Raw genomic sequence first — 22,135 nt, forward strand, 5'->3', positions numbered from 1 at the left:
AATGCGCTCAGGTGGGCAGGGGGGCGTCGCGTTTGAGCTGATCCATAACGATTTGGCTTTGTATCCGAGCCACTGCAGGATGTGGAAGGATTACCTGATGAAGCAAGCGATTAAGCGCGGATAGATCGTCGCAATAGACATGTAGTAAATAATCGGCCTCACCTGTCATTGTCCATGCGCTGGTGATTTCGGCGCGTGTTTCGACCATACGGGCAAAGCCTTCAGATTGCTCGGGGCCGTGCGTACTCAGATGAACCTGAACAAAACCCTGCACCTGCAACCCTAACTTTAGAGGATCGAGGCGAGCGACATAGCTGGTGATATACCCTTCAGCCTCCAGCCGTTGGCGCCGGCGACCAGCCTGACTGGGCGACAGGTTCAACATCTCTCCAAGTTGGTGTGCTGTTAGGTGGGCGTTTTTCTGCAGCGCTGACAGCAGGCGCGTATCAGTGGAATCAAGCATGTGCGGAAAAACTCCGTGATTGGCCAATCTTATGCGCAATTTACGCGCGCCCCTTTAAGTTATTGGAAAACTATGCGCGAAAAAAGTGCCGATTAAGACGTATTTTGAAATCAGCAAATAAATTCCTGTATTAACGGAGACGCGCCATGGGTCCTTTCCCTCACAACGCCCCGAAATCAATCATATCGGATGAAAACCCCGCCGGAACCGATGGGTTCGAGTTTGTCGAGTTCGCACATCCCGAGCCGCAAGAGCTGCGCGATCTGTTCGCAAAGATGGGATTCGCGCTGGTAGGTCACCACAAGGACAAGCCTGCGATTGAGTTGTGGCAACAGGGTGATGTGACTTACATCCTGAATGCAGATCCCGACAGCTATTCTGCCCGGTTCGTGGACGAGCATGGCCCTTGTGCTCCGGCGATGGGATGGCGCGTAGTGGATGCGCAGAAAGCCTATGAGCACGCTGTAGCGAAAGGGGCTGAACCTTATGACGCGGCAGACAAGACACTGAATGTGCCTGCAATCAAGGGGATTGGCGGATCGTTGATCTATTTCATTGATCAATATTACGAAACATCGCCCTATAATCAGGAATTCACATGGACCGAACAGCCCAAGCCCCGGGGGGATGGGTTCTATTATCTCGATCACCTGACCCACAATGTTTACAAGGGCAATATGGACAAGTGGTTCAAGTTCTATGGTGATTTGTTCAACTTCCGTGAAATCCGTTTTTTTGACATTCAGGGCAAATTCACCGGTCTTTTTAGTCGCGCGCTGACGTCTCCATGCGGGCGTATCCGCATTCCGATCAACGAAGATCGCGGTGAAACCGGGCAGATCGTTTCCTACCTGAAGAAATACAAGGGCGAGGGCATCCAGCATATCGCTGTGGGCAGCGAGGATATCTATGCCTCGACCGATGCGATTGCCGAAAAGGGGCTGAAGTTCATGCCCGGCCCGAACGAAGCCTATTATGAGTTGTCTAAAACCCGCGTGGTCGATCATGAAGAGCCGTTGGACCGGATGATGAAGCACGGCATTCTGATTGATGGAGAGGGCGTTCTGGACGGTGGTGAGACCCGGATTCTGCTGCAAATCTTCTCGAAAACGGTCATCGGACCGATTTTCTTCGAGTTCATTCAGCGCAAAGGCGACGATGGGTTTGGCGAGGGAAACTTTAAGGCGCTGTTCGAATCCATCGAGCGAGAGCAGATTGAAAGTGGAGAAATTTCAGCAGCTTGATGCAAGAAGGTAATCCTGCGTGGTCACTCGCGCAGGCCGCCCCTTAACCACGTGGCATCTTGAGAACCACGTTTCGCCCGCGTTTCTGATAGCGCAATTCATTGTCGCTGATAGCAATGACATTGCCGCCGTCAAGCCTGTCCCCGATCTTGAGCTTTTTGTACCTGCCACTGGGCAGCCGAACCAATGCGCGGCGATTGGATGGGCTGCCGTAAACCCCGATCAGGTTCAGTTTCCGCAGGTTGATTGCATTGTCGATTGTGGCCTGCCGTGCAACCGAAGCCGAGGATGGGATTTTGGGCGCTGTGGTTTTGGGCTGGAACGTTCCGACCTCATTGTTGAGCTGTTCAATTCCAGCTGCCGAACCCAAAGTCGCAGTACCTGCACTGGCCTGCCGGGTCAGTCCGGCCGGTCGGAGTTTGGGGCGCGGCACCCTCATTTCCGCAAGGGGCTCAGTCGATTCCGGGGGCGGCGGAGCACGCAACAGGGATTCCGGGCGCGGTTTCGGGCGAATTCCGGACAATTCCTTCAATGTACGCCCTTGAAGCCGTTGCCGTTCAAAATTTTCGGTCAGGTTCTCGGGCCTTGGTTTTGGTCGCAATGTCGCCAGCCTGTTGTCGACCACTTCCTCAACAGGTGCCTTTTCCAGCCGGACCAAAGCCGATGGAGGGGGAGTTTTCGAAGGTGTTCCCAAATAGACAACCACTCCGTCCGGGTTCAAGACGCCTTCTTTGGTTGGTATTACCAGCCCGCGCTCGTCAAGGCTGAACCTTGCCCCGGCAGCGGTTGAAAGTGGTTCGAAATCAAATGGTAGGTCGGTGTCGTATGTGTGTACTGGCGGCAATGCGATTGCATCACGCGACAGATTCGAGTCGTCTTTGGAGGCCAGATACAGCTCAATTTGCGGATCCTGCGCTGGCGCTATCAAAAGGCCCGGTGACGTGATTTCGATCTCCGGCTGTGTCGGAACTAACTGAGGTTCAGGCTCAAGCTCGATTTCGTCTACCAACGCGGGCGCAACGTTCAGCGCCTCAAGAATGGCCTGGTCGGTTGCAGACAGCTCGGACTCTGATTCAGAGGTCGGTGCCATTTCTGGCTCTGCAGTCTCGGGCTCTGTGACTTCTGCCTGTTCTGCGGGTGTCTCTGCGGGCTCGACAGGTCCAGAACTCGGTTCGGGTTGGGATATTGTTTCGTCCAGCAGGGCGAGTTCTGAATCAGCAGGGGCAGGGCTGTCGTCTCTGAAAAGACTCCATATGCCACCGGCCACCAACATCAAAGCCACCGCCGCTGCAATTCGCACTGATGGCAGAGAGGTCCAGTTAGGTGCGGCCACTTTTTGGACAGGCCAAAAGCTGGTCGGAGCGGTAGAATCGGCGATCGCATGAACAACCGTAATATCCTGCGCGGGGTCTGTGGGGATCACTTTGGGCGCGTTTGTGGTCGCAGGCGCGTCCCCAAGCGGGAAAAACGGTTCGGTCGGAAAGTCATCTGTTTCATATGCAGCGCTGAACGCGACCGGAACGAATCCGTATCCCAGCACAAACCCCCGAGCTTCCTCCAGTGTATCGCGTGGAACGACGGCGACGCATGTGGTCGCCCCGTCATCTGCCGTGACATATACCAGCTCTGTCAGGTCATAAGGGGTGGCATCGGATACAGCATTTTGCACAGCCTGTTCGGTGTCTTCGAAGGATGATCCGGCCGTATCGACTTTGATGAATTTGACCTGATCCCTTGGGATAACGACCTTGCAACTCAGGTCATTTTCAAGCGCAAACCCCTTGTCCCGAAGCACTTTCAACTGCTCTTCCAAGTTGGAGGCATCCAACGACACCTCACCTATGGCGAACCAGTCGCCATCGGAATTGTGGTGCAAAGAAATTCCGGTTGTAGAAATGGACAGCGCAAAAGCGGGTTTCATAATCCGGAGGAACCATAATTGTCAGTTGCAATGCAAACGATGCCTCGTCCGCAGACCGACATTAAAGCAGGATCTCGCCGAGGGAAAGAAAAAGCCTGCGTCTCCTCTTGCCCCGTGACCCGGTGCAGCCCCATGTTGAAATCAGGATAATTGGAGGGAAGATATTGAAGAAAATCGCTTTTCTGGCCGCTGTGCTGGCCATGACGTCGGTAGGGATGGCAACTGCGGAAGAACGTCGCATCATTGTTGATGCGGTAGGCATGGTGCATGCGGCCCCGGATATGGCCACCATTACCCTGGGTGTAACAAACGAAGATGCACAGGCATCAAATGCGATGCAGGCGACTTCGGACGCGGTTGCCAAAATTCTGACTCGACTGGATGAGATGGGGATCGAAACCCGTGATGTGCAAACACGTGATCTGTCTTTGTCGCCGGTATGGTCTGGGCGGAACAGTTCTAGCGGAGAGCGGCCCGAGATTTCCGGCTTTGTCGCATCCAACAGCGTCGTGGTGCGTGTTCGCGATCTGTCGCAGTTGGGTACCATCATGGATGCGGTCATTGACGACGGGGCCAACAATTTCGGCGGGCTGAGTTTCGGAATTCAGGACCCTGCACCGCTCGAGGCACAGGCGCGGGCCAAAGCTGTCGGTGAGGCGCGGGCAAAGGCCAACCAACTGGCACAGGCGGCCGAAGTCACGCTGGGACCGGTTCAGATGATCCGCGAACAGGCCGGAGGGTTCAATCCCATGCCTCAAATGCGTGCAATGAACATGGCGGCTGAGGGCGGCGTTCCGGTTTCCGGGGGCGAAATTTCGGTCTCGGTCAACGTGTCGATGGAATTTCTGATTTCCGACTAGGATGTGTCGCTGGTTCGGGCCATCAGGGATTGCCGCTGCTGGCCCGACTGATCAAAATTTTCTGGTGAAAGCCAGGCCTCGAAAGCAGAGCGGATGCGCGGCCATTCTGTATCGAGGATCGAGTACCAGGCCGTATCGCGGTTGCGCCCCTTATAATGGGTGGCCTGCCGAAAGATGCCCTCGAAGGTAAAGCCCAGCCTTTGGGCTGCGCTGCGGGACGGGGCATTCAGAGCGTCACATTTCCATTCATAACGGCGATACCCCAGCTCGTCGAACACGCGGCGCATCATCAGGTACATCGTCTCGGTGGATTTCGGGCTGCGTTGCAATAGCGGTGAGAAATGGATGTGCCCAACCTCGACCACACCGGCCGCAGGTTCTATCCGCAGGAACGAGGCCATGCCAATCGGGGTGCCATCACCGTCTAGCACTGTGTGGAACATGGGATCGGCATCAATACAGGACGCGCGGGTCCAGGCGGCGAAATCTTCTTCGCTGTCGAATGGGCCATAGGGCAGATAAGTCCAGTTCCGCCCATCAGTGTCATTGGCAAACGCCCGGTACAGACCGGGCGCATGCCTGTTCACATCAAGGGGCACGACCGAGCAATAGTGGCCTTCCATCGGCGTATATGGCGGCGTCGGGCGCGGAAAACTGCCCGAAACCGGCCGGCCGACGGGTTGGCCAAGATCGTTGGTATCGTGCCCGGCCATTTGTCAGGCCGTCGCCTTGGCCAGCGCCTGATCCAGATCGGCAATCAGATCGTTGGCGTCTTCGATGCCGATGGAAACCCGAACAACGCCGGGACCGGCGCCTGCGGCCTCTTGCTGTTCCGGGGTCAGCTGACGGTGGGTGGTCGAGGCCGAATGAATGATCAGCGACCGCGCATCGCCCAGGTTGGCCACATGGCTGAAGATCTCCAGCGCGTTCACCAGTTTGACACAGGCGTCATAGCCGCCTTTGACCGCAAAAGTGAATAGCGCACCGGCCCCTTTGGGGTAATGCGTCTTGACCCGGTCGTGATAGGGCGAGGACGGCAAGCCCGCATAGGTCACATATTCCACGCGGTCATCGGCCTCTAGCCAGGCTGCGATCTTTTGCGCGTTCTCTACATGACGCTCCATTCGCAAAGACAGGGTCTCGATTCCCATCAGCGTGTAATGCGCCGCCTGTGGGTTCATCGTCATGCCCAGATCACGCAGGCCGATGGCGATGCCGTGGAATGTGAAGGCCAGCGGACCGAATGTCTCGTGGAATTTCAGCCCGTGATAGGCCGGTTCCGGCTGGCTGAGCGAGGAAAATTTGTCATTCGCGGACCAGTCGAACTTGCCCGAATCCACGATACAGCCGCCGGTGACAGTGCCGTTGCCGGTCAGGTATTTGGTGGTTGAATGCACAACCAGCGTCGCGCCGTGCTCAATCGGGCGGCACAGATAGGGTGTGGCCGAGGTGTTGTCGACGATCAGCGGAATGCCGGCGCCATCTGTCACATCCGCCAGTGCGCGTATATCGGTGACATAGCCGCCAGGGTTGGCGATGGATTCGCAGAACACCGCTCGTGTATTTTCGTCGATCGCGTCCTTCACAGCATCCAGATCGTCAGTATCCACAAACTTGGCAGACCAGCCGAACCGTTTGATCGTCTGGCTAAACTGAGTGATCGTGCCGCCATACAGCCGGGTCGAGGCCACCACGTTGCAGCCAGGTCCCATCAGCGGGAACAGTGCCATGATTTGGGCGGCATGACCGGACGAGCAGCAAACTGCTCCAACGCCACCCTCAAGCGTTGCCACGCGTTCCTGCAGAACCGCCACGGTGGGATTGGTCAGGCGGGAATAGATAAAGCCGACTTCCTGCAGGTTGAACAGAGCCGCCGCGTGGTCTGCATCGCGAAACACATATGCCGTTGTTTGATAAATCGGCGTCTGACGGGCACCTGTTGCCGGATCAGGGCGCGCGCCTGCGTGAATTTGAAGCGTGTCGAAACCGTAGGTGGGGCCGTCAGACATGGTGGAAATCTCCTGTTGGACTATGTGTTGCAGAATCTCTAGGCGATTGGACGCGTGCGCACAACATTGCTGTCAGCGCATCCATAGACCTTTGCTTTTGATCTTGTTGCGAATGACCTGCTCGCGCTGAGGCAGGTTTTCGCGATCGAACATCTCGCGTATTTTGTGCCCTTTGCGCTGGAGCACCAGTTTCTTTATTGGGTCATAGCCCTTGAGCACTTTCTTGAACTTGTTGGGCGCAACCACAGTTTCCAGAACCTCGATCACATGGTCGCTTTCGCGTGCATACAGCAGAGGAAACAGACGGTAGTGGCACGTGACCGACCCGTCCAGCAGGCCAGTGGGCAGTGCGTCGCGGCCGCCGCCAAGGGCATGGATAACCAGCGGCAATGCGACCTGATCCAGCCATGGGTCCAGTGTTTGGCCCGCGAGTTCCGGGATATCCTCATCCCGGATGGTGCAGGCATATTCCAGGAACCGTTCGCCGAACTGGCGTGGGCATCTGTAAAAGAAATAACCCGCATTGAAATACAGGTAGCGCCGCCAGTATTCGGCTGGTTGGGCCTTGTCCAAGGAGCTGTCGAAATCCAGTTCGAACCGCTCATACAGGGCGCGCCAGATACCGTCATACCCCGGACCATACAGGGTCGGGCGCGGCCATGTCCCCTCAACTTTCAGCGAGGCACCGGGGCGGTCAAAATCGAAGGGCACACTATTCAGGTCTCCGGTGACAAGCGTATCGCTGTCGAAAAAGACAAACGGTTCCCCCTCGGGCAGGGCCAAGAGCGCCTCGATCTTGTTTCCATAGGGATAGCTTCCACCGAAGGCCCGGTTTTCAAACGGTAGAATTTCGGCCCCAAGCTGGTGTAACGCTTTCAGGACATCCTCATCCTGAATGCTGGGGTCCTGTGACCATCGGGCCCCCGGTTGAGGAACGGCTACAAACAGGCGGCCAGCGAAATCGGGACAGCTGTGTCGTAACGAGGCTGCAAACAGCAGTGCCTCGTATTGCAGCCGGTTGTTTTGGCCGATGACCACGATATTGAATTTATTGTTTGCGGTCTGCATCGGGCGTCTCTCGGGTTCGTGGCGTTGGGCCAGCACTGCTCGAATTTTGGTTGGGCGTACACTAGGTAGAGACGTGGCACAAAACCAGATGTGATCATAGATCATGCATCTGAATTTTGAATTCAGGACTTGCGCAACCATCTAGAGACCAGACCCAACAGGAGAAGCCGCATGAGAGTTAACGCAGATTTCACAAAACGTGTTGCTGTGCATTTCGACCGGAATGACTGGATTGCGTCACCTGCCGCAGGGGTCGAGCGCAAGATGTTGGACCGGATCGGGGAAGAGGTCGCCCGCGCCACCACGATTGTCCGCTTTGCCCCAGGAAGCGCCTTTGCCGCCCATACGCATGATGGAGGAGAGGAGTATCTGGTGCTGGACGGTGTGTTTCAGGACGAGACCGGTGATTTTCCTGCAGGTAGTTATGTGCGCAATCCTCCGACATCTTCCCATACGCCTTCGGCAAAAGAAGGCGCGACGATACTAGTCAAACTGCACCAGTTTGACCCTGAGGACAGGACCGAAATTCGTCGGTCGATTACTGGGGATTCGAATCTTCAGCTTTTCAAGGACTCACGCGAAGATGTTCGCGTATTGAACTTGTCACCTGGCGAAAAGCTGGATCTGGATGCAGTCGATGGGTTGGAGTTGTTTGTCATCGCAGGTTCGGTGCAGGAATCCGACGAAGAATTTTCGGTCTGGGACTGGTTGAGATTACCGCCAGGTGCGCGTTCCACTGCTTTGGCAGGAGCAGAGGGCGCGCGAATTTGGATCAAATCTGGGCACCTGTCACAGATGATCTGAGCGGTTCCGGCCCAAAAAACCAGCAATGTACAGTAAAAAACCGGGTGTTTCGGCCTGGTTATTCATTTTTTGACCATTTGGCAAAATTTACCATTTGATAAAAAATCAGATTGTGCCAAGCTGAGGCCATAACAACATATCTACAGGGAGTAGAGCGATGGCACAGGGCCAGATGGTCCCCGGCATAGTCTCCGGGAGGCTTTCCAGCGATGAACTGACCTCGAATTTCACGGATCTGCATCCACCACTTGCCCCGCATGAGGCCGCAGTGGCCGCGGATCGGTGCTATTTCTGCTATGACGCGCCGTGTGTGACGGCCTGTCCGACAGACATTGATATTCCATTGTTCATGCGCCAGATTCAGGCCGGTCAGCCTGAAGCTGCGGGTGAAACCATCCTTGGTCAGAATATCTTGGGTGGCATGTGCGCCCGTGTTTGTCCGACCGAAACTCTGTGTGAGGAAGTCTGCGTACGCGAAACCGCCGAAGGATCGCCAGTCGAGATCGGGCGTTTGCAGCGGTTTGCTACTGACAGCGTTATGGCATCGGGCGACCATCCGTTCCAGCGCGCCGCATTCACCGGCAAAACGGTGGCCGTGATCGGGGCAGGGCCCGCAGGGCTGGCCTGTGCGCATCGGCTGGCGATGCTGGGGCATGATGTGGTCATTCACGAAAGCCGCCCAAAACCCGGCGGTCTGAATGAATATGGAATTGCCGCCTATAAATCGACCAATGATTTCGCTCAGGCTGAGATCGATTGGTTGCTGAGGATCGGCGGCATCACCATCGAGACCGGATCGGTGCTGGGCGAGGGCCTGTCGCTGGATGGCCTTGTTGACAACTATGATGCGGTTTTCCTGTCCATCGGTCTGACAGGTGTGAATGCATTGCGGGCGGGCGGCGAGGATCTGACCGGCGTGCGCGACGCGGTCGACTTTATCTCGGATGTGCGTCAGGCGGCCGATCTGGCTGAGCTGCCCGTTGGGCGGAATGTCGTCGTCATCGGAGGCGGCATGACCGCGGTTGACGCAGCTGTAAAGTCGAAATTGCTGGGCGCGGAAAACGTCACCATCGCCTACCGGCGCGGACGCGAGGCGATGGGTGCCAGCCGCTATGAGCAGGATCTGGCCGCATCGCACGGCGTCAGGATCATGACCAATGTTCAGCCCATAGCCGTACACGGCAACGGGGCAGCCGCCGAGATCGAATTGGAGTATACTGCCAGCCATGACGGTCAGTTGAAGGGCACCGGCGAGAAAACCCGCCTGCCTGCCGATCAGGTGCTGAAGGCAATAGGTCAGACGCTGGAAGGAGCGCCCGAAGGGCTGACGTTGGACGGGAACAAGATCGCCGTCACGGGCGCCGGGCGCACATCGGTACAAGCGGTCTGGGCCGGAGGCGACTGCGCCGCAGGCGGGGATGACCTGACCGTGACCGCAGTGGCCGAGGGGCGCGATGCCGCGATGGATATCCACGCAAGTCTGATTGCGTGAAACTCAATGATCAAGATGCCTGCAAGCATCAGGGAGGCCGGATAAATGGCTGATTTGAAATCGAACTTTCTGGGAATTGAAAGCCCCAACCCATATTGGCTGGCATCTGCGCCGCCGACGGACAAGGAATATAACGTCCGCCGTGCCTTTGAGGCCGGATGGGGGGGGGTCGTGTGGAAAACACTCGGGTCCGAAGGTCCACCGGTCGTCAATGTTAATGGCCCGCGGTATGGGGCGATCTACGGCGCAGACCGTCGGTTGTTGGGTCTGAACAATATCGAGCTGATTACAGACCGCCCATTAGAGGTAAACCTTGAAGAAATGGCGCGGGTTAAGGCTGATTATCCAGATCGCGCCCTGATCGCCTCGATCATGGTGCCGTGCGAAGAAGAAGCCTGGAAGGCTATCCTGCCGCGTGTTGCCGAAACCGGTGCCGACGGGATCGAACTGAACTTTGGCTGTCCACACGGGATGAGCGAGCGCGGGATGGGGGCGGCCGTAGGGCAGGTTCCGGAATATATCGAGATGGTGACGCGCTGGTGCAAGAAATACTATGACCGTCCGGTCATCGTGAAACTGACGCCGAATATCACTGATATCCGCAAGCCGGCAGAAGCCGCAAAGAATGGTGGTGCGGATGCGGTATCGCTGATCAACACGATTAACTCGATTACCAGTGTCAATCTGGATAGCTTCAGCCCTGAACCCTCGATTGACGGCAAAGGCAGCCACGGCGGCTATTGTGGCCCTGCGGTGAAACCGATTGCCCTGTCGATGGTGTCCGAGATTTCGCGTGGACAGGCAACGAACGGAATGCCGATCTCGGGTATTGGCGGTGTGACCACCTGGCGCGATGCAGCAGAGTTTATGGCATTGGGTTGCGGCAATGTTCAGGTCTGCACGGCGGCGATGACCTATGGGTTCAAGATCATTGACGAACTGACGGCGGGCCTGTCGAAATGGATGGATGAAAAAGGGTATCAGGACGTCTCGGAAATTGTCGGTCTTGCGGTTCCGAACGTGACCGACTGGCAATATCTGAACCTGAATTATGTCGCCAAGGCCAAGATTGATCAGGATCAGTGCATCAAGTGTGGTCGTTGCTATGCCGCCTGCGAAGACACCAGCCACCAGGCCATTTCAATGTCCGAAGAGCGCGTATTCGAGGTTATGGATGACGAATGTGTGGCCTGTAACCTGTGCGTGGATGTGTGCCCGGTCGAGGGATGTATTTCCATGGTGCCGATGGACGCTGGCGAAATCGACCCGCGCACGGGACAGGAAGTGCAGCCCGAATATGGCAACTGGACAACCCATCCCAACAATCCAATGGCGAAAGCCGCCGAGTAGTCCAAGAAAATTCGTCGAATTTTCTTAGAGCAGGATGTCGTTGGGGGGCGTTGTGGCAGTTTGCGACATTTTGGGTGGCGGTGCGGATCAGATGATATCCGCGCCTCCTCACTTCGTCTTGGAACGCCTTATGTCCCACTTCTCGCTCTACCCACCCAACGAAAGCCTTACCACGGCACCTGTGTGTGGACAGGGAAGAAAAGAGTAGCGTCATCCTAGGCTCAGGGTGAGCGGGTTCCGGCTAACGAAAACCTAAGGCGCCAGCAATTTGCGGTAGAGCGTGTCGATAAACGGTTCAGCACCTTCATACGGGTCTTCGTCGCCAAGAATGGCCCGAACCTGGACATCGAAATCCGCATAATGCTGTGTCAAAGCCCAGATGGAGAAAATAAGGTGGTAGGGGTGGAGGCGCGCGATTTTACCCTGTTCCATCCAGGCCGTAAGGATTGCGGTCTTCTCATCCATCAAAGTTTTGAGATCATTGGACAATGCATCGTGTATGCGTGGCGCACCCTGGACCAGTTCATTGGCAAACAGACGGCTTTCGCGCGGAAGTTCCCGGCTCATTTGCAGTTTGCGATGGATATAAGCGCGTATCTCTTCCAATGGGTCCCCGTCGGCGTCGAGATCATGGAGAGGGGCCAGCCAAATCTCGAGAAGGCCAGATAGAAGGGCCGTGTGAATCGCTTCTTTTGAGGGGAAATAATATAGAAGATTCGGCTTGCTCAACCCGGCCTCGGCAGCAATCTGGTCGACGGTGGCACCGCGGAAACCGTAGGCAGAAAACACGTTCAAAGCGGCTTCTAGAATTGCAGCGCGGTTTTTTTTCTGAATTCGTGTTGGTGCGCGGTCTTTGGACATGTCTTTGCCTGTCTGATTTTTGGGCTCGCAAGTGCGGAATATGCCAAAAATTCCCACCGAGCTCTGCTATTTCTTGACTGATGTCGAACCCGTGATAGCGTGAGTTTGACCAGATGGTCAAATCAAGACACCAAAAGCGAGCAAATCGCAAGCAACAGGGAAGACTAGGATGGCAGCTCCGGCGCAGAACCTCAGGATCAATGGCGACAGGTTGTGGGACAGCCTGATGGAGATGGCCAAGATTGGCCCGGGTGTTGCGGGGGGCAATAATCGTCAGACCCTGACGGATGAAGATGCGGCAGGCCGCGCGCTGTTTCAGAAATGGTGCAAAGAGGCCGGGTGCACCATGGGGCTGGACCAAATGGGCAATATGTTTGCGCATCGAGAGGGCACGGACCCCGAGGCATTGCCGGTCTATGTGGGTTCACATCTGGATACGCAGCCGACAGGCGGCAAATATGACGGTGTTCTGGGTGTATTGGGCGGGTTGGAAATCATCCGCACGCTCAATGATTTGGGGATCAAGACCAAACATCCAATCGTCGCGACCAACTGGACGAATGAAGAAGGCACGCGCTATGCACCTGCGATGCTGTCCTCGGGGGTTTTTGCCGGGATGCATACGCAGGATTGGGCTTATGACCGTGAGGATGCCGAAGCTAAGAAGTTCGGAGATGAGCTGAGCCGCATTGGCTGGCGCGGTGACGAAGAGGTTGGCGCCCGAAAGATGCACGCCTTTTTTGAGCTGCATATCGAACAGGGCCCCATTCTTGAGGCCGAGGGGAAGGATATCGGCGTTGTCACCCATGGTCAGGGTCTCAGCTGGACCCAGATTACAGTTACCGGAAAGGACGCCCATACCGGGTCTACGCCGATGCCGATGCGCAAGAATGCCGGATTGGCGATGGCGCGTATCCTTGAAAAGGTTGACGAGATTGCTTGGTCCCATGCGCCCCACGCGGTGGGTGCGGCGGGGCATATTGATGTGTTTCCGAATTCGCGTAACGTGATCCCGGGGAAAGTTGTGTTTACTGTCGATCTCCGTTCGCCCGATCTGGACGTGATCACCGATATGGAAAATCGTCTGCGCGTAGCGGCCGAAGATATCGTGGATGAGATGGGCCTACAGATCGAATTCGAGAAGGTCGGCGGATTTGATCCGGTGCAATTTGATGAAGGCTGCGTGGCAGCCGTGCGCGATGCGGCTGAACGGTTGGGTTATTCTCATACAGATATCATTTCGGGCGCCGGTCATGATGCCTGCTGGATCAACCGGGTTGCACCAACAGCGATGGTGATGTGCCCTTGTGTGGATGGGCTAAGCCATAACGAAGCTGAAGAAATCAGCAAGGATTGGGCTGCCGCCGGGGCGGATGTTCTGTTTCATGCGGTCGTAGAGACGGCTGGGATTGTGGAATAGGGGGCTCTACCCCCGTCGCCCGTTGGGCGACTCCCCCGAGGTTTTTGTAGCCAGATGAAGCAAGCGGCGCAGACCGCATCAGGGAGATTGATATGAGCACTGTTATCAAGAACGGGACCGTCGTAACCGCGGATTTGTCTTACCAGGCGGATGTGAGGGTCGAGCATGGGGTGATCACCGAGATTGGGCCGGACCTAAAAGGTGATACGGAACTGGATGCGACAGGCTGCTATGTGATGCCTGGCGGGATCGACCCGCATACGCATTTGGAAATGCCGTTCATGGGCACCTATTCCAGCGATGATTTCGAGAGCGGAACCCGGGCGGCATTGGCCGGAGGAACCACGATGGTGGTTGATTTCGCTCTGCCCAACCCAGGTGAAAGCCTGTTGGATGCGCTCAAGCGCTGGGATAACAAGTCGACACGTGCAAATTGCGACTATTCTTTCCACATGGCGGTGACCTGGTGGGGCGAGCAGGTGTTTGATGACCTCAAGACGGTGATCGAGACACGCGGCATCAACACGTTCAAGCATTTCATGGCCTATAAGGGCGCGTTGATGGTCAATGACGATGAAATGTATGCTTCGTTCAAGCGTCTTGCCGAGCTGGGTGGAACGGCCATGGTGCATGCCGAGAATGGCGATGTTGTTGCCGAGCTCAGCGCCAAGCTGTTGGCCGAAGGCAATACAGGTCCCGAGGCACATGCCTATTCCCGTCCGCCGCAGGTCGAGGGCGAAGCGACCAACCGCGCGATCATGATCGCGGATATGGCCGGAGTGCCGCTGTATGTGGTGCACACTTCGTGCGAAGAGGCGCATGAGGCCATTCGGCGTGCCAAGATGCAGGGCAAGCGGGTGTGGGGGGAACCTTTGATCCAGCATCTGACCTTGGATGAGAGCGAGTATTTCAACCAGGATTGGGACCACGCGGCGCGGCGGGTCATGAGCCCTCCGTTCCGAAACAAGCAGCATCAGGATAGCCTGTGGAACGGATTACAATCTGGTTCGTTGAGTGTCGTGGCCACCGACCATTGCGCCTTTACGACGGATCAGAAACGCTTTGGCGTGGGGGATTTCACCAAGATCCCGAACGGTACCGGAGGGTTGGAAGACCGGATGCCGATGCTGTGGACTCATGGGGTGAACACTGGTCGGCTGACGCCAAATGAATTTGTGGCAGTCACTTCAACAAACATCGCCAAGATATTGAATTGTTATCCAAAAAAGGGCGCAGTTCTTGTAGGTGCCGATGCCGATTTGGTGGTGTGGGATCCTGAGAAAGGCAAGACGATCAGCGCGAAATCGCAGCAATCTTCGATCGACTACAACGTGTTTGAGGGCAAAGAGGTCAAAGGCTTGCCGCGCTTTACTCTGACCCGTGGGCAGGTTGCAGTGCATGACGGAGAGATCAGGACTCAGGAAGGCCATGGCCAATTTGTTGAACGCGAGGCCAATACAACCGTCAACAAGGCGCTTAGTACTTGGAAAGAGCTGACAGCGCCGCGACCGGTGGTACGCACGGGTATTCCAGCAACCGGTGTATGACAGAATATGTGGCAGATATCACGTCTTATTACGGTTTAAGTTCAAGGGGATGGAATGAATATTGAAACCGCTGCACCGCCTGTAATCGAGGCGCGGCAACTGGATCTGACCTTTCAGACCAATGACGGGCCGGTCCACGCTCTGAAGGATGTGAACCTGACCATCGAAAAGGGAGAATTCGTCAGCTTCATCGGACCTTCCGGCTGTGGTAAGACCACCTTTTTGCGGTGCATCGCTGCGTTGGAAACACCGACTGGCGGGACATTGACCGTCAACAGTATGACCCCGGATGAAGCGCGGCGGAAACGGGCCTATGGTTATGTATTTCAGGCCGCGGGTCTGTACCCTTGGCGCACCATTTCCAAGAACATCAAGCTCCCGCTTGAAATCATGGGGTTTACAGCTGCCGAGCAGGAAGAACGCGTAAACAAGGTTTTGGAACTTGTTGATCTTGAAGGGTTTGGTGGAAAGTTTCCCTGGCAGTTGTCGGGGGGAATGCAGCAACGGGCCAGCATCGCACGGGCGCTGGCCTTTGATGCGGATATCCTGCTTATGGACGAACCTTTTGGCGCGTTGGATGAGATTGTCCGCGATCACCTGAACGAGCAGCTTCTGGCGCTTTGGGCGCGGACTGAAAAGACCATTGGGTTTGTCACCCATTCCATCCCTGAGGCCGTCTATCTGAGCACCAAGATCGTTGTAATGAGCCCTCGGCCCGGACGGATCACTGACGTGATCGACAGTCCGTTGCCGAAAGAGCGGCCGCTCGATATTCGCGACACGCCGGAATTCATCGAAGTTGCCCATAGGGTGCGAGAAGGGTTGCGCGCGGGGCATTCGGATGAATAGCAGCGGGTTCAAGGCATTCTGGGCTGTATTGACGGTACTGGCCGTCATAGTAGCCTTTTGGTACGCCGCTTGTATTCCGATGAATATCAAAGGCGTTCTGACCGAACAAGAACGGGCCGGGGCCACAGTTCAGCCACCCTCGGCAAAAGATCGTCGCGATCTGTCCGAATTCAGCTTGGTTCTGGACAATAGCTTTGCCATTCCAGCCACGTGGGAACAGGATCGTCCGCGGTTGCCCGCTCCGCATCAGGTGGCCGTTGAGATATGGAAGACAACAGTTCAGAAGAAAATCACCTCAAAGCGCTCGCTGGTTTATCACGGCTGGGTGACGCTGAGTGCGACGATACTGGGTTTTGCCATTGGCACCGGCCTGGGAATTCTGCTGGCTGTTGGGATCGTACATAGCCGGGTCATGGACCTGTCGGTCATGCCCTGGGCGATAGTCAGCCAGACCATCCCGATCATCGCTCTGGCCCCGATGATCATTGTGGTCCTATATTCCGTTGGTGTGCAGGGGATCATCCCCAAGGCGGTCATATCGGCCTATCTCAGCTTTTTTCCTGTCGTGGTGGGCATGGTCAAAGGTTTGCGCAGCCCGGATGCGATGCAACTGGATTTGCTGCGTACCTATAGCGCGAGCCACGCGCAGGGGTTCTGGAAGCTGCGTTTGCCGGCCTCGATGCCGTATCTGTTCACATCGCTGAAGATAGGCATTGCGGCTTCATTGGTAGGGGCCATCGTGGGGGAATTGCCCACCGGGGCAGTTGCGGGACTGGGCGCGCGCCTGCTGGCAGGCAGCTATTATGGTCAGACCGTGCAAATCTGGTCGGCCCTGTTTGCGGCGGCGATTCTGGCGGCCTGTCTTGTGGGGCTTCTGGGGCTGATTGAAAAGTCGGTCCTGAAACGGATGGGGATTGCGCAATGATACCAATTCTGGGCGCACTCGGTGTGTGGCTGTTGGGATGGTGGTTGAACAGCCGCTTGGCCAGCGGGCCCTATGCTGATACGCGGATGGTCCGGTTTCTGGCTCCGCTGATCTTTGGTCTGACTATCATCATCATCTGGGAGCTTTTGGTGCGCGGCCTTGAGGTGTCTTTGGTCATTCTGCCCGCTCCATCGGTTATCTGGATTCGGTTCTGGGACAGCTTGCCAACGCTTTGGATGGATTTCGTGCAAACCATCATCAAGGGCGCGCTGAGAGGTTACATCATCGGCTGTGGAGCGGCCTTCCTGATGGCGATTGCAGTAGACCGGTGGGATTTTCTGCGCCTTGGGCTTTTGCCCGTGGGCAACTTCGTGGCCGCTCTGCCGATTGTTGGCACCGCGCCGATTCTGGTCATGTGGTTCGGGTTCGACTGGCACTCCAAAGCGGCGGTGGTTGTCGTGATGGTCTTTTTCCCAATGCTGGTGAACACCGTCGCCGGGCTGCGCGAGGCGACAGCAATGCAGCGTGACCTGATGGAGACTTATGCCGCCACGTATTGGCAGAGCTTTCTGAAGCTGCGCTTGCCTGCCGCGATGCCATTTGTTTTCAATGGTCTCAAGATATCCACCACCCTTGCATTGATCGGCGCTATCGTGGCCGAGTTCTTTGGCTCACCGACGCTTGGCATGGGGTTTCGGATATCAACCAGCGTGGGGCAGCTCTCACTGGATATGGTCTGGGCCGAGATCGTAGTGGCGGCTCTGGCTGGGACATCATTCTATGGTCTGGTGGCCATGATCGAAAAGGCGGTGACCTTCTGGCACCCATCGCAGCGCGGATAAAAATTCAACAGACCCCAAAAATGAAAAATGGGGCGCCAACTGAAACTAGGAGATGTGAAGATGAAAAAGATACTCAGCGGGGCGATTGCCGCCTTTAGCCTGGCCGCCAGTGCAGCCTGGTCGGCGGATGAGGTGACATTGCAGTTGAAATGGGTCACGCAAGCTCAGTTCGCAGGTTATTACGTGGCCAAAGACAAAGGGTTCTACGAAGAAGAAGGTCTTGATGTCACCATTCTGCCAGGCGGCCCGGACATAGCGCCGACACAGGTCATTGCCGGTGGCGGCGCTGACGTGACGGTCGAGTGGATGCCAGCTGCGTTGGCCGCGCGCGAAAAGGGCCTGCCGCTGGTGAATATTGCCCAGCCTTTCAAAAGCTCGGGTATGATGCTGACCTGCTGGAAAGATGCCGGTATTTCCGCACCAGAAGACCTTAAGAACCGGACACTGGGCGTCTGGTTCTTTGGCAACGAATTCCCCTTCATGAGCTGGATGAGCCAGCTGGGCATTGATACCGGTGGCAAGAGCGAAAATGGCGTCGAGGTTTTGAAGCAGGGCTTTAATGTCGACCCGCTGCTGCAGCGTCAGGCTGATTGCATCAGCACCATGACCTATAACGAATACTGGCAGGTCATAGATTCCGGCGTCAGCCCCGACGAACTGGTCACATTCAAATACGAAGATCAGGGCGTCGCGACGCTGGAAGACGGCCTGTACGTTCTTGAAGAGAACCTGAGCGACGCGGCATTTGTCGACAAGATGGAACGTTTCGTGCGGGCGTCGATGAAGGGGTGGAAATATGCCGAAGAGAACCCAGATGAAGCGGCCGATATCGTGCTTGAAAATGACGCGACTGGCGCCCAGACCGAAGCGCATCAGAAACGTATGATGGGTGAGATTGCCAAGCTGACTGCGGGCTCAAACGGATCGCTTGATCCGGCGGATTTTGAGCGCACTGTAGGGACGCTGCTTGCCGGTGGTTCTGATCCCGTTATCACCAAACAACCCGAAGGTGCCTGGACGCATCAGATTTCGGATGCAGCACTGAACTGAGTCAGGTTCACGATGGAATATGGCGCGGTCCCAAACGGGGCCGCGTTTTTTGTTGGAAGCGTCGAAAATGTAACTGCACTTGTAGGGCGTTTGTCATAGTAATTACCTGTAAATTATAGCAAACTGTTCAACATGGGGGATATTAGGTAGGTAATGCAGGATTTTACAACAGAATTCAGGTCTGCGCTTGCTTTGATCCTTCATTGGGATCCGGAGCTGTGGGCGATTGTTCTGTTGTCCCTGAAAGTCTCTGTTTTTGCCGTTCTGATTTCTGCCGTTATCGGGATGCCCATGGGCGCGGCTTTGGCCGTTGCGCGTTTTCCAGGGCGGCGGATTCTGATCGTCTTGATGAATGCTTTGATGGGCTTGCCCCCGGTTGTGGTAGGTTTGCTGGTCTATCTGATGCTGTCGCGTTCCGGCCCGTTGGGGGTCCTTGAATTGCTCTACACACCGACGGCTATGATTATTGCTCAGGTCGTTCTGGTGACCCCGATCGTTGCCGCACTGACACGTCAAGTGGTCGAAATGCTGGCCGAGGAATATTCCGAGCAACTCCGCTCACTCGGCCTGTCGCGGATGGCATCGATTCCGGTGCTATTGTGGGATGCGCGGCTGTCTCTTGTTACGGCATTGCTGGCGGGGTTTGGCCGTGCGATTGCCGAAGTTGGAGCGGTTATTATCGTTGGCGGCAATATCAACCACGTCACGCGGGTGATGACGACGACGATCGCCCTTGAAACGTCCAAGGGAAATTTGGCGTTGGCGCTTGCGCTTGGGGCCATCCTGATTGCCATAGCCATCGCAGTAAACGCCATGGTCAGCACGCTTAGCCTGCGGGCCGAGAAGGAAGGGTTGCGCCATGCGTGATCTGGTGCCCGAGATGGTGAAATGTCTTTCTGTTCACAGTTTACAGATTTCCCGCAAGGGAAAGACACTGCTTCAAGTACCAGAGCTACCCCTGAAGGGGCTGGGACCAACTTTGATCCTTGGGCCGAACGGAGCGGGCAAGAGCCTGCTTTTGCGCTGTTTGCACGGGCTTATCGTCCCGGATAGCGGCAGGGTTCAGCAGGACGGGATTGCCCTGAATGTGTATCACAAATCACGACAGGCGATGGTGTTTCAAAGACCGGTTCTGTTGCGCCGGTCCGTGTCAGCCAATCTTGATTTTGTGCTAAAGCGTCAGGGCATGTCCCGTGCAACTCGCAAATCCCGGATCGACGAATTGCTGGCCGAAGGTGGGCTAGAGGGTAAGGCGCGCCAGTCCGCCAGATCGCTGTCCGGGGGCGAGGCGCAACGGCTGGCCATCCTGCGCGCGCTGGCGCTGGACCCGGAGACTTTGTTCCTGGACGAACCAACCAGTTCGCTTGATCCCGGTGCTACGCAGATGATCGAACGGATGATCTTGCGCGCTTCGAACCGAGGGGTGCGCATTGTCATGGTATCCCACGATATCGGTCAGGCACGCCGTCTGGCGGCGGATATCGTCATGATGCAGGCCGGGCACGTGGTCGAACACGGTGCTGCCAAACAAGTTCTGGATGCCCCGACAAGTGACGCCGCGCGCCGGTTTGTTGCCGGTGGTCTGGTAACCTAATCAGAATATGGAGTTCAAATGATCCGCAAATTCGTCGGGGCTGCAGTAATCGCGCTTGGCCTGAACACTACAGCCGCATTGACCGAAACACCATTTATTGTAGTCCAATCAACCACGTCGACTCAGAATTCGGGCTTGTTCGACCATATCCTGCCAGGCTTTGAAGCCGAAAGCGGGATTGATGTCCGCGTGGTGGCTGTTGGTACAGGGCAGGCGATCCGCAATGCGATCAACGGTGACGGGGACGTCTTGCTGGTTCACGCCAAACCTGCCGAAGAGAAGTTTGTGGCAGATGGTTGGGGTGTTGAGCGGTCGGGCGTGATGTACAATGATTTTGTCCTTGTAGGGCCAAAATCCGATCCCGCCAAAGTGAAAGGTGGGACTGACATTATCGCGGCGCTGACTGCGGTCGCTGAGGCCGAGGCGCCCTTCGCCTCTCGCGGGGATGACAGCGGGACGCATAAGGCGGAACTGGGCCATTGGGCCACCTCCGGTATTGACCCGACCGGCGCCTCGGGCACCTGGTACCGGGAAACCGGATCCGGGATGGGGGCGACACTGAATGTGGCCAGCGGGATGGGGGCTTATGCGCTGACGGATCGCGCGACTTGGCAGAGCTTTGGCAATAAGGGAAACCTAGAGGTTATGGTTGAGGGCGATCCGCGCCTGTTTAATCAATATGGGATTATTCTTGTGAACCCTGACAAGCATCCCAAAGTGCGGGCGGCCTCGGGGCAGCGCTTTATTGACTGGTTGACCGGACCCGAAGGGCAGGCGGCCATCGCATCTTACACGCTGGACGGCCAGCAGCTGTTCTTTCCCAACGCCCAATAGGGTCAGCCGCTGGCTCCATTGTGATGGATGGTTCCCAGATCCGACAAGTCATACCCGCCGAATTCTTCTGCCCGGGTGGCAAAGCGGTCTGATTGCACAAAGCCGAGCAACCGAAGCATCGGGCCATCGAAATAGGCGCGCCTCCAGATAGCAAGGTCCAGGCGTTCGGTATGGGTCGGGGCAAAGCCCAGATTGTACAGCCCTGCAAGCGCACCCAGGCCGAATCCGGCATCGGCTTTATTGTCATGCAGGGCTATGGCCAGCTCTTCTTCGGTACGTGCGCAGGTCGGCAGGGTATCCAGATCGTCTCGGTTCAGGCCGTGCGCCTGCAGTTGCGTGTCGAACAACCGTTGACTGGCGGCACTGTCCTGACGAAGAAGAACGCGACGGCCCCTGAGGTCAGAAAAGTCCGATATCCCAGTCACACCGGGGGCCATCAGTAGCCCACGCTGGCGTTTTGCTAGTTCGAACAGAATGACGGGCGCCTCTCCCAGATGGTCCTGCAGAGATTGCGTGTTGAATCCGTCTGTCTCGTGGATATGCAGCGCCGCAGCCTGCGCTGATCGTTCTTTCAGGCGATTCAAGCCGTCAAATGAGCCGTCATAATAAGTTGCCAGGCCCGACCCGCTTTCCCGCAGAGCCCAATCCAACAGCGGATCATGACTGCCCGCCACGATCGGCGGCAGCGACGGTTCTGCGACCTGCGGTCCGCTGCGCGATGCGTTCAGCCAGGCAATGACTTCGGCCCTTGGAAACAAGAGTTTGCCCATGGCACGGACACAGGGGACCTCGCCGGATGAGGCAAGGTCATAGGCTTTACGCTCGCCAATGCGCAGCAGGTCCGCCAGTTCTTTGGTGGTCAGGTATTCTGACATTCAGTCGAGGCGCACGGCCGAACCCGCGCTGGCATTCGCTGCGCTGAATCCGAATTGGCCTAAGGCAAACGGCGCAGCGACGGCAATTACAGCCATCGTGGCAACTGCGGCTAGAAAGGCTTTCATA

At 56.4% G+C, this 22,135-nt stretch carries 22 protein-coding genes; 14 read left to right on the forward strand and 8 right to left on the reverse strand.

Translation table 11 applies throughout. The features are described 5' to 3' along the window. Positions 1–7: 7 nt before the first annotated feature. On the reverse strand, positions 8–463 hold the full coding sequence (locus tag AC2FIM_RS00785) for an Lrp/AsnC family transcriptional regulator (protein ID WP_142634408.1): 456 nt from the start codon (positions 461–463) through the stop codon (positions 8–10). Between the two features lie 146 nt (positions 464–609). Here AC2FIM_RS00785 and hppD point away from each other — a divergent pair, with 146 nt between their 5' ends. Continuing rightward, the gene (gene hppD, locus AC2FIM_RS00790) at positions 610–1,707 is read left to right on the forward strand and encodes a 4-hydroxyphenylpyruvate dioxygenase (RefSeq protein ID WP_496707863.1); all 1,098 of its coding nucleotides are present in this window, start codon (positions 610–612) and stop codon (positions 1,705–1,707) included. A 43-nt stretch (positions 1,708–1,750) separates the two neighbouring features. Here the strand turns inward: hppD and AC2FIM_RS00795 are convergent, their stop codons facing one another. After that, positions 1,751–3,628: a hypothetical protein gene (locus AC2FIM_RS00795; protein WP_271946526.1), complete on the reverse strand. Its 1,878-nt coding sequence runs from the start codon at positions 3,626–3,628 to the stop codon at positions 1,751–1,753. Between the two features lie 164 nt (positions 3,629–3,792). On the opposite strand from AC2FIM_RS00795, the gene AC2FIM_RS00800 reads away from it, so the two are divergent. Next, positions 3,793–4,488: an SIMPL domain-containing protein gene (locus AC2FIM_RS00800; protein ID WP_271946528.1), complete on the forward strand. Its 696-nt coding sequence runs from the start codon at positions 3,793–3,795 to the stop codon at positions 4,486–4,488. Here the strand turns inward: AC2FIM_RS00800 and AC2FIM_RS00805 are convergent. The 3 genes from AC2FIM_RS00805 to AC2FIM_RS00815 all read right to left on the reverse strand — a co-directional run bounded on the left by AC2FIM_RS00805 (position 4,485) and on the right by AC2FIM_RS00815 (position 7,565). Continuing rightward, entirely contained in the window at positions 4,485–5,201 is a 717-nt protein-coding gene (locus AC2FIM_RS00805) for a GNAT family N-acetyltransferase (protein ID WP_271946531.1), read from the reverse strand. The two genes, AC2FIM_RS00800 and AC2FIM_RS00805, sit on opposite strands and share 4 nt — an antisense overlap. A gap of 3 nt (positions 5,202–5,204) precedes the next feature. Then, entirely contained in the window at positions 5,205–6,497 is a 1,293-nt protein-coding gene (locus AC2FIM_RS00810; protein ID WP_271946534.1) for an O-acetylhomoserine aminocarboxypropyltransferase/cysteine synthase family protein, read from the reverse strand. Positions 6,498–6,569: 72 nt separating this feature from the next. Continuing rightward, positions 6,570–7,565 carry a GT-B fold glycosyltransferase domain-containing protein gene (locus AC2FIM_RS00815; protein WP_496677799.1) on the reverse strand — a complete coding sequence of 332 codons (996 nt, stop codon included), beginning with the start codon at positions 7,563–7,565 and terminating at the stop codon, positions 6,570–6,572. A 171-nt stretch (positions 7,566–7,736) separates the two neighbouring features. Here AC2FIM_RS00815 and AC2FIM_RS00820 point away from each other — a divergent pair, with 171 nt between their 5' ends. The 3 genes from AC2FIM_RS00820 (at position 7,737) to preA (ending at position 11,211) form a co-directional block, all read left to right on the forward strand. Next, positions 7,737–8,369: a cupin domain-containing protein gene (locus tag AC2FIM_RS00820; protein WP_142634394.1), complete on the forward strand. Its 633-nt coding sequence runs from the start codon at positions 7,737–7,739 to the stop codon at positions 8,367–8,369. A 157-nt stretch (positions 8,370–8,526) separates the two neighbouring features. Then, on the forward strand, positions 8,527–9,861 hold the full coding sequence (locus AC2FIM_RS00825) for an NAD(P)-dependent oxidoreductase (RefSeq protein WP_496677798.1): 1,335 nt from the start codon (positions 8,527–8,529) through the stop codon (positions 9,859–9,861). A gap of 45 nt (positions 9,862–9,906) precedes the next feature. Continuing rightward, positions 9,907–11,211 (forward strand): NAD-dependent dihydropyrimidine dehydrogenase subunit PreA, encoded by a 1,305-nt coding sequence (preA, locus tag AC2FIM_RS00830; protein WP_281994752.1) that lies wholly within the window; start codon positions 9,907–9,909, stop codon positions 11,209–11,211. Between the two features lie 252 nt (positions 11,212–11,463). Here preA and AC2FIM_RS00835 read toward each other — a convergent pair whose 3' ends face one another. Beyond that, positions 11,464–12,072: a TetR family transcriptional regulator C-terminal domain-containing protein gene (locus AC2FIM_RS00835; protein WP_142634388.1), complete on the reverse strand. Its 609-nt coding sequence runs from the start codon at positions 12,070–12,072 to the stop codon at positions 11,464–11,466. A gap of 169 nt (positions 12,073–12,241) precedes the next feature. On the opposite strand from AC2FIM_RS00835, the gene AC2FIM_RS00840 reads away from it, so the two are divergent. From AC2FIM_RS00840 to AC2FIM_RS00880, 9 genes are all read left to right on the forward strand, one after another. Continuing rightward, the gene (locus AC2FIM_RS00840) at positions 12,242–13,492 is read left to right on the forward strand and encodes a Zn-dependent hydrolase (protein WP_142634386.1); all 1,251 of its coding nucleotides are present in this window, start codon (positions 12,242–12,244) and stop codon (positions 13,490–13,492) included. Between the two features lie 92 nt (positions 13,493–13,584). Further along, positions 13,585–15,039 carry a dihydropyrimidinase gene (gene hydA, locus AC2FIM_RS00845; protein WP_281972255.1) on the forward strand — a complete coding sequence of 485 codons (1,455 nt, stop codon included), beginning with the start codon at positions 13,585–13,587 and terminating at the stop codon, positions 15,037–15,039. Positions 15,040–15,093: 54 nt separating this feature from the next. Further along, entirely contained in the window at positions 15,094–15,888 is a 795-nt protein-coding gene (locus AC2FIM_RS00850; RefSeq protein ID WP_496677797.1) for an ABC transporter ATP-binding protein, read from the forward strand. After that, positions 15,881–16,813, forward strand: a complete 933-nt coding sequence (locus tag AC2FIM_RS00855) for an ABC transporter permease (RefSeq protein ID WP_142634380.1) — start codon at positions 15,881–15,883, stop codon at positions 16,811–16,813. Before AC2FIM_RS00850 ends, AC2FIM_RS00855 begins: the two co-directional genes overlap by 8 nt. Continuing rightward, entirely contained in the window at positions 16,810–17,655 is an 846-nt protein-coding gene (locus AC2FIM_RS00860) for an ABC transporter permease (RefSeq protein ID WP_496731690.1), read from the forward strand. The genes AC2FIM_RS00855 and AC2FIM_RS00860 overlap by 4 nt, the downstream gene beginning before the upstream one ends. 60 nt (positions 17,656–17,715) lie before the next feature. Beyond that, positions 17,716–18,705 carry an ABC transporter substrate-binding protein gene (locus AC2FIM_RS00865; protein ID WP_496731692.1) on the forward strand — a complete coding sequence of 330 codons (990 nt, stop codon included), beginning with the start codon at positions 17,716–17,718 and terminating at the stop codon, positions 18,703–18,705. A 153-nt stretch (positions 18,706–18,858) separates the two neighbouring features. Further along, on the forward strand, positions 18,859–19,572 hold the full coding sequence (locus AC2FIM_RS00870; protein ID WP_281994749.1) for an ABC transporter permease: 714 nt from the start codon (positions 18,859–18,861) through the stop codon (positions 19,570–19,572). Continuing rightward, positions 19,565–20,299 (forward strand): ATP-binding cassette domain-containing protein, encoded by a 735-nt coding sequence (locus AC2FIM_RS00875; protein WP_496731694.1) that lies wholly within the window; start codon positions 19,565–19,567, stop codon positions 20,297–20,299. Before AC2FIM_RS00870 ends, AC2FIM_RS00875 begins: the two co-directional genes overlap by 8 nt. A gap of 18 nt (positions 20,300–20,317) precedes the next feature. Then, positions 20,318–21,133 carry an ABC transporter substrate-binding protein gene (locus AC2FIM_RS00880; protein WP_271946565.1) on the forward strand — a complete coding sequence of 272 codons (816 nt, stop codon included), beginning with the start codon at positions 20,318–20,320 and terminating at the stop codon, positions 21,131–21,133. Between the two features lie 2 nt (positions 21,134–21,135). Here the strand turns inward: AC2FIM_RS00880 and AC2FIM_RS00885 are convergent, their stop codons facing one another. Together AC2FIM_RS00885 and AC2FIM_RS00890 are read right to left on the reverse strand one after the other, a co-directional pair. Then, on the reverse strand, positions 21,136–22,008 hold the full coding sequence (locus AC2FIM_RS00885) for a substrate-binding domain-containing protein (RefSeq protein WP_271946567.1): 873 nt from the start codon (positions 22,006–22,008) through the stop codon (positions 21,136–21,138). Further along, positions 22,009–22,134, reverse strand: a complete 126-nt coding sequence (locus AC2FIM_RS00890) for a hypothetical protein (RefSeq protein ID WP_271946568.1) — start codon at positions 22,132–22,134, stop codon at positions 22,009–22,011. It lies immediately after the preceding gene. Between the last annotated feature and the right edge of the window lies 1 nt (position 22,135).

Source organism: Ruegeria sp. CDSC052 (genome assembly GCF_059610685.1).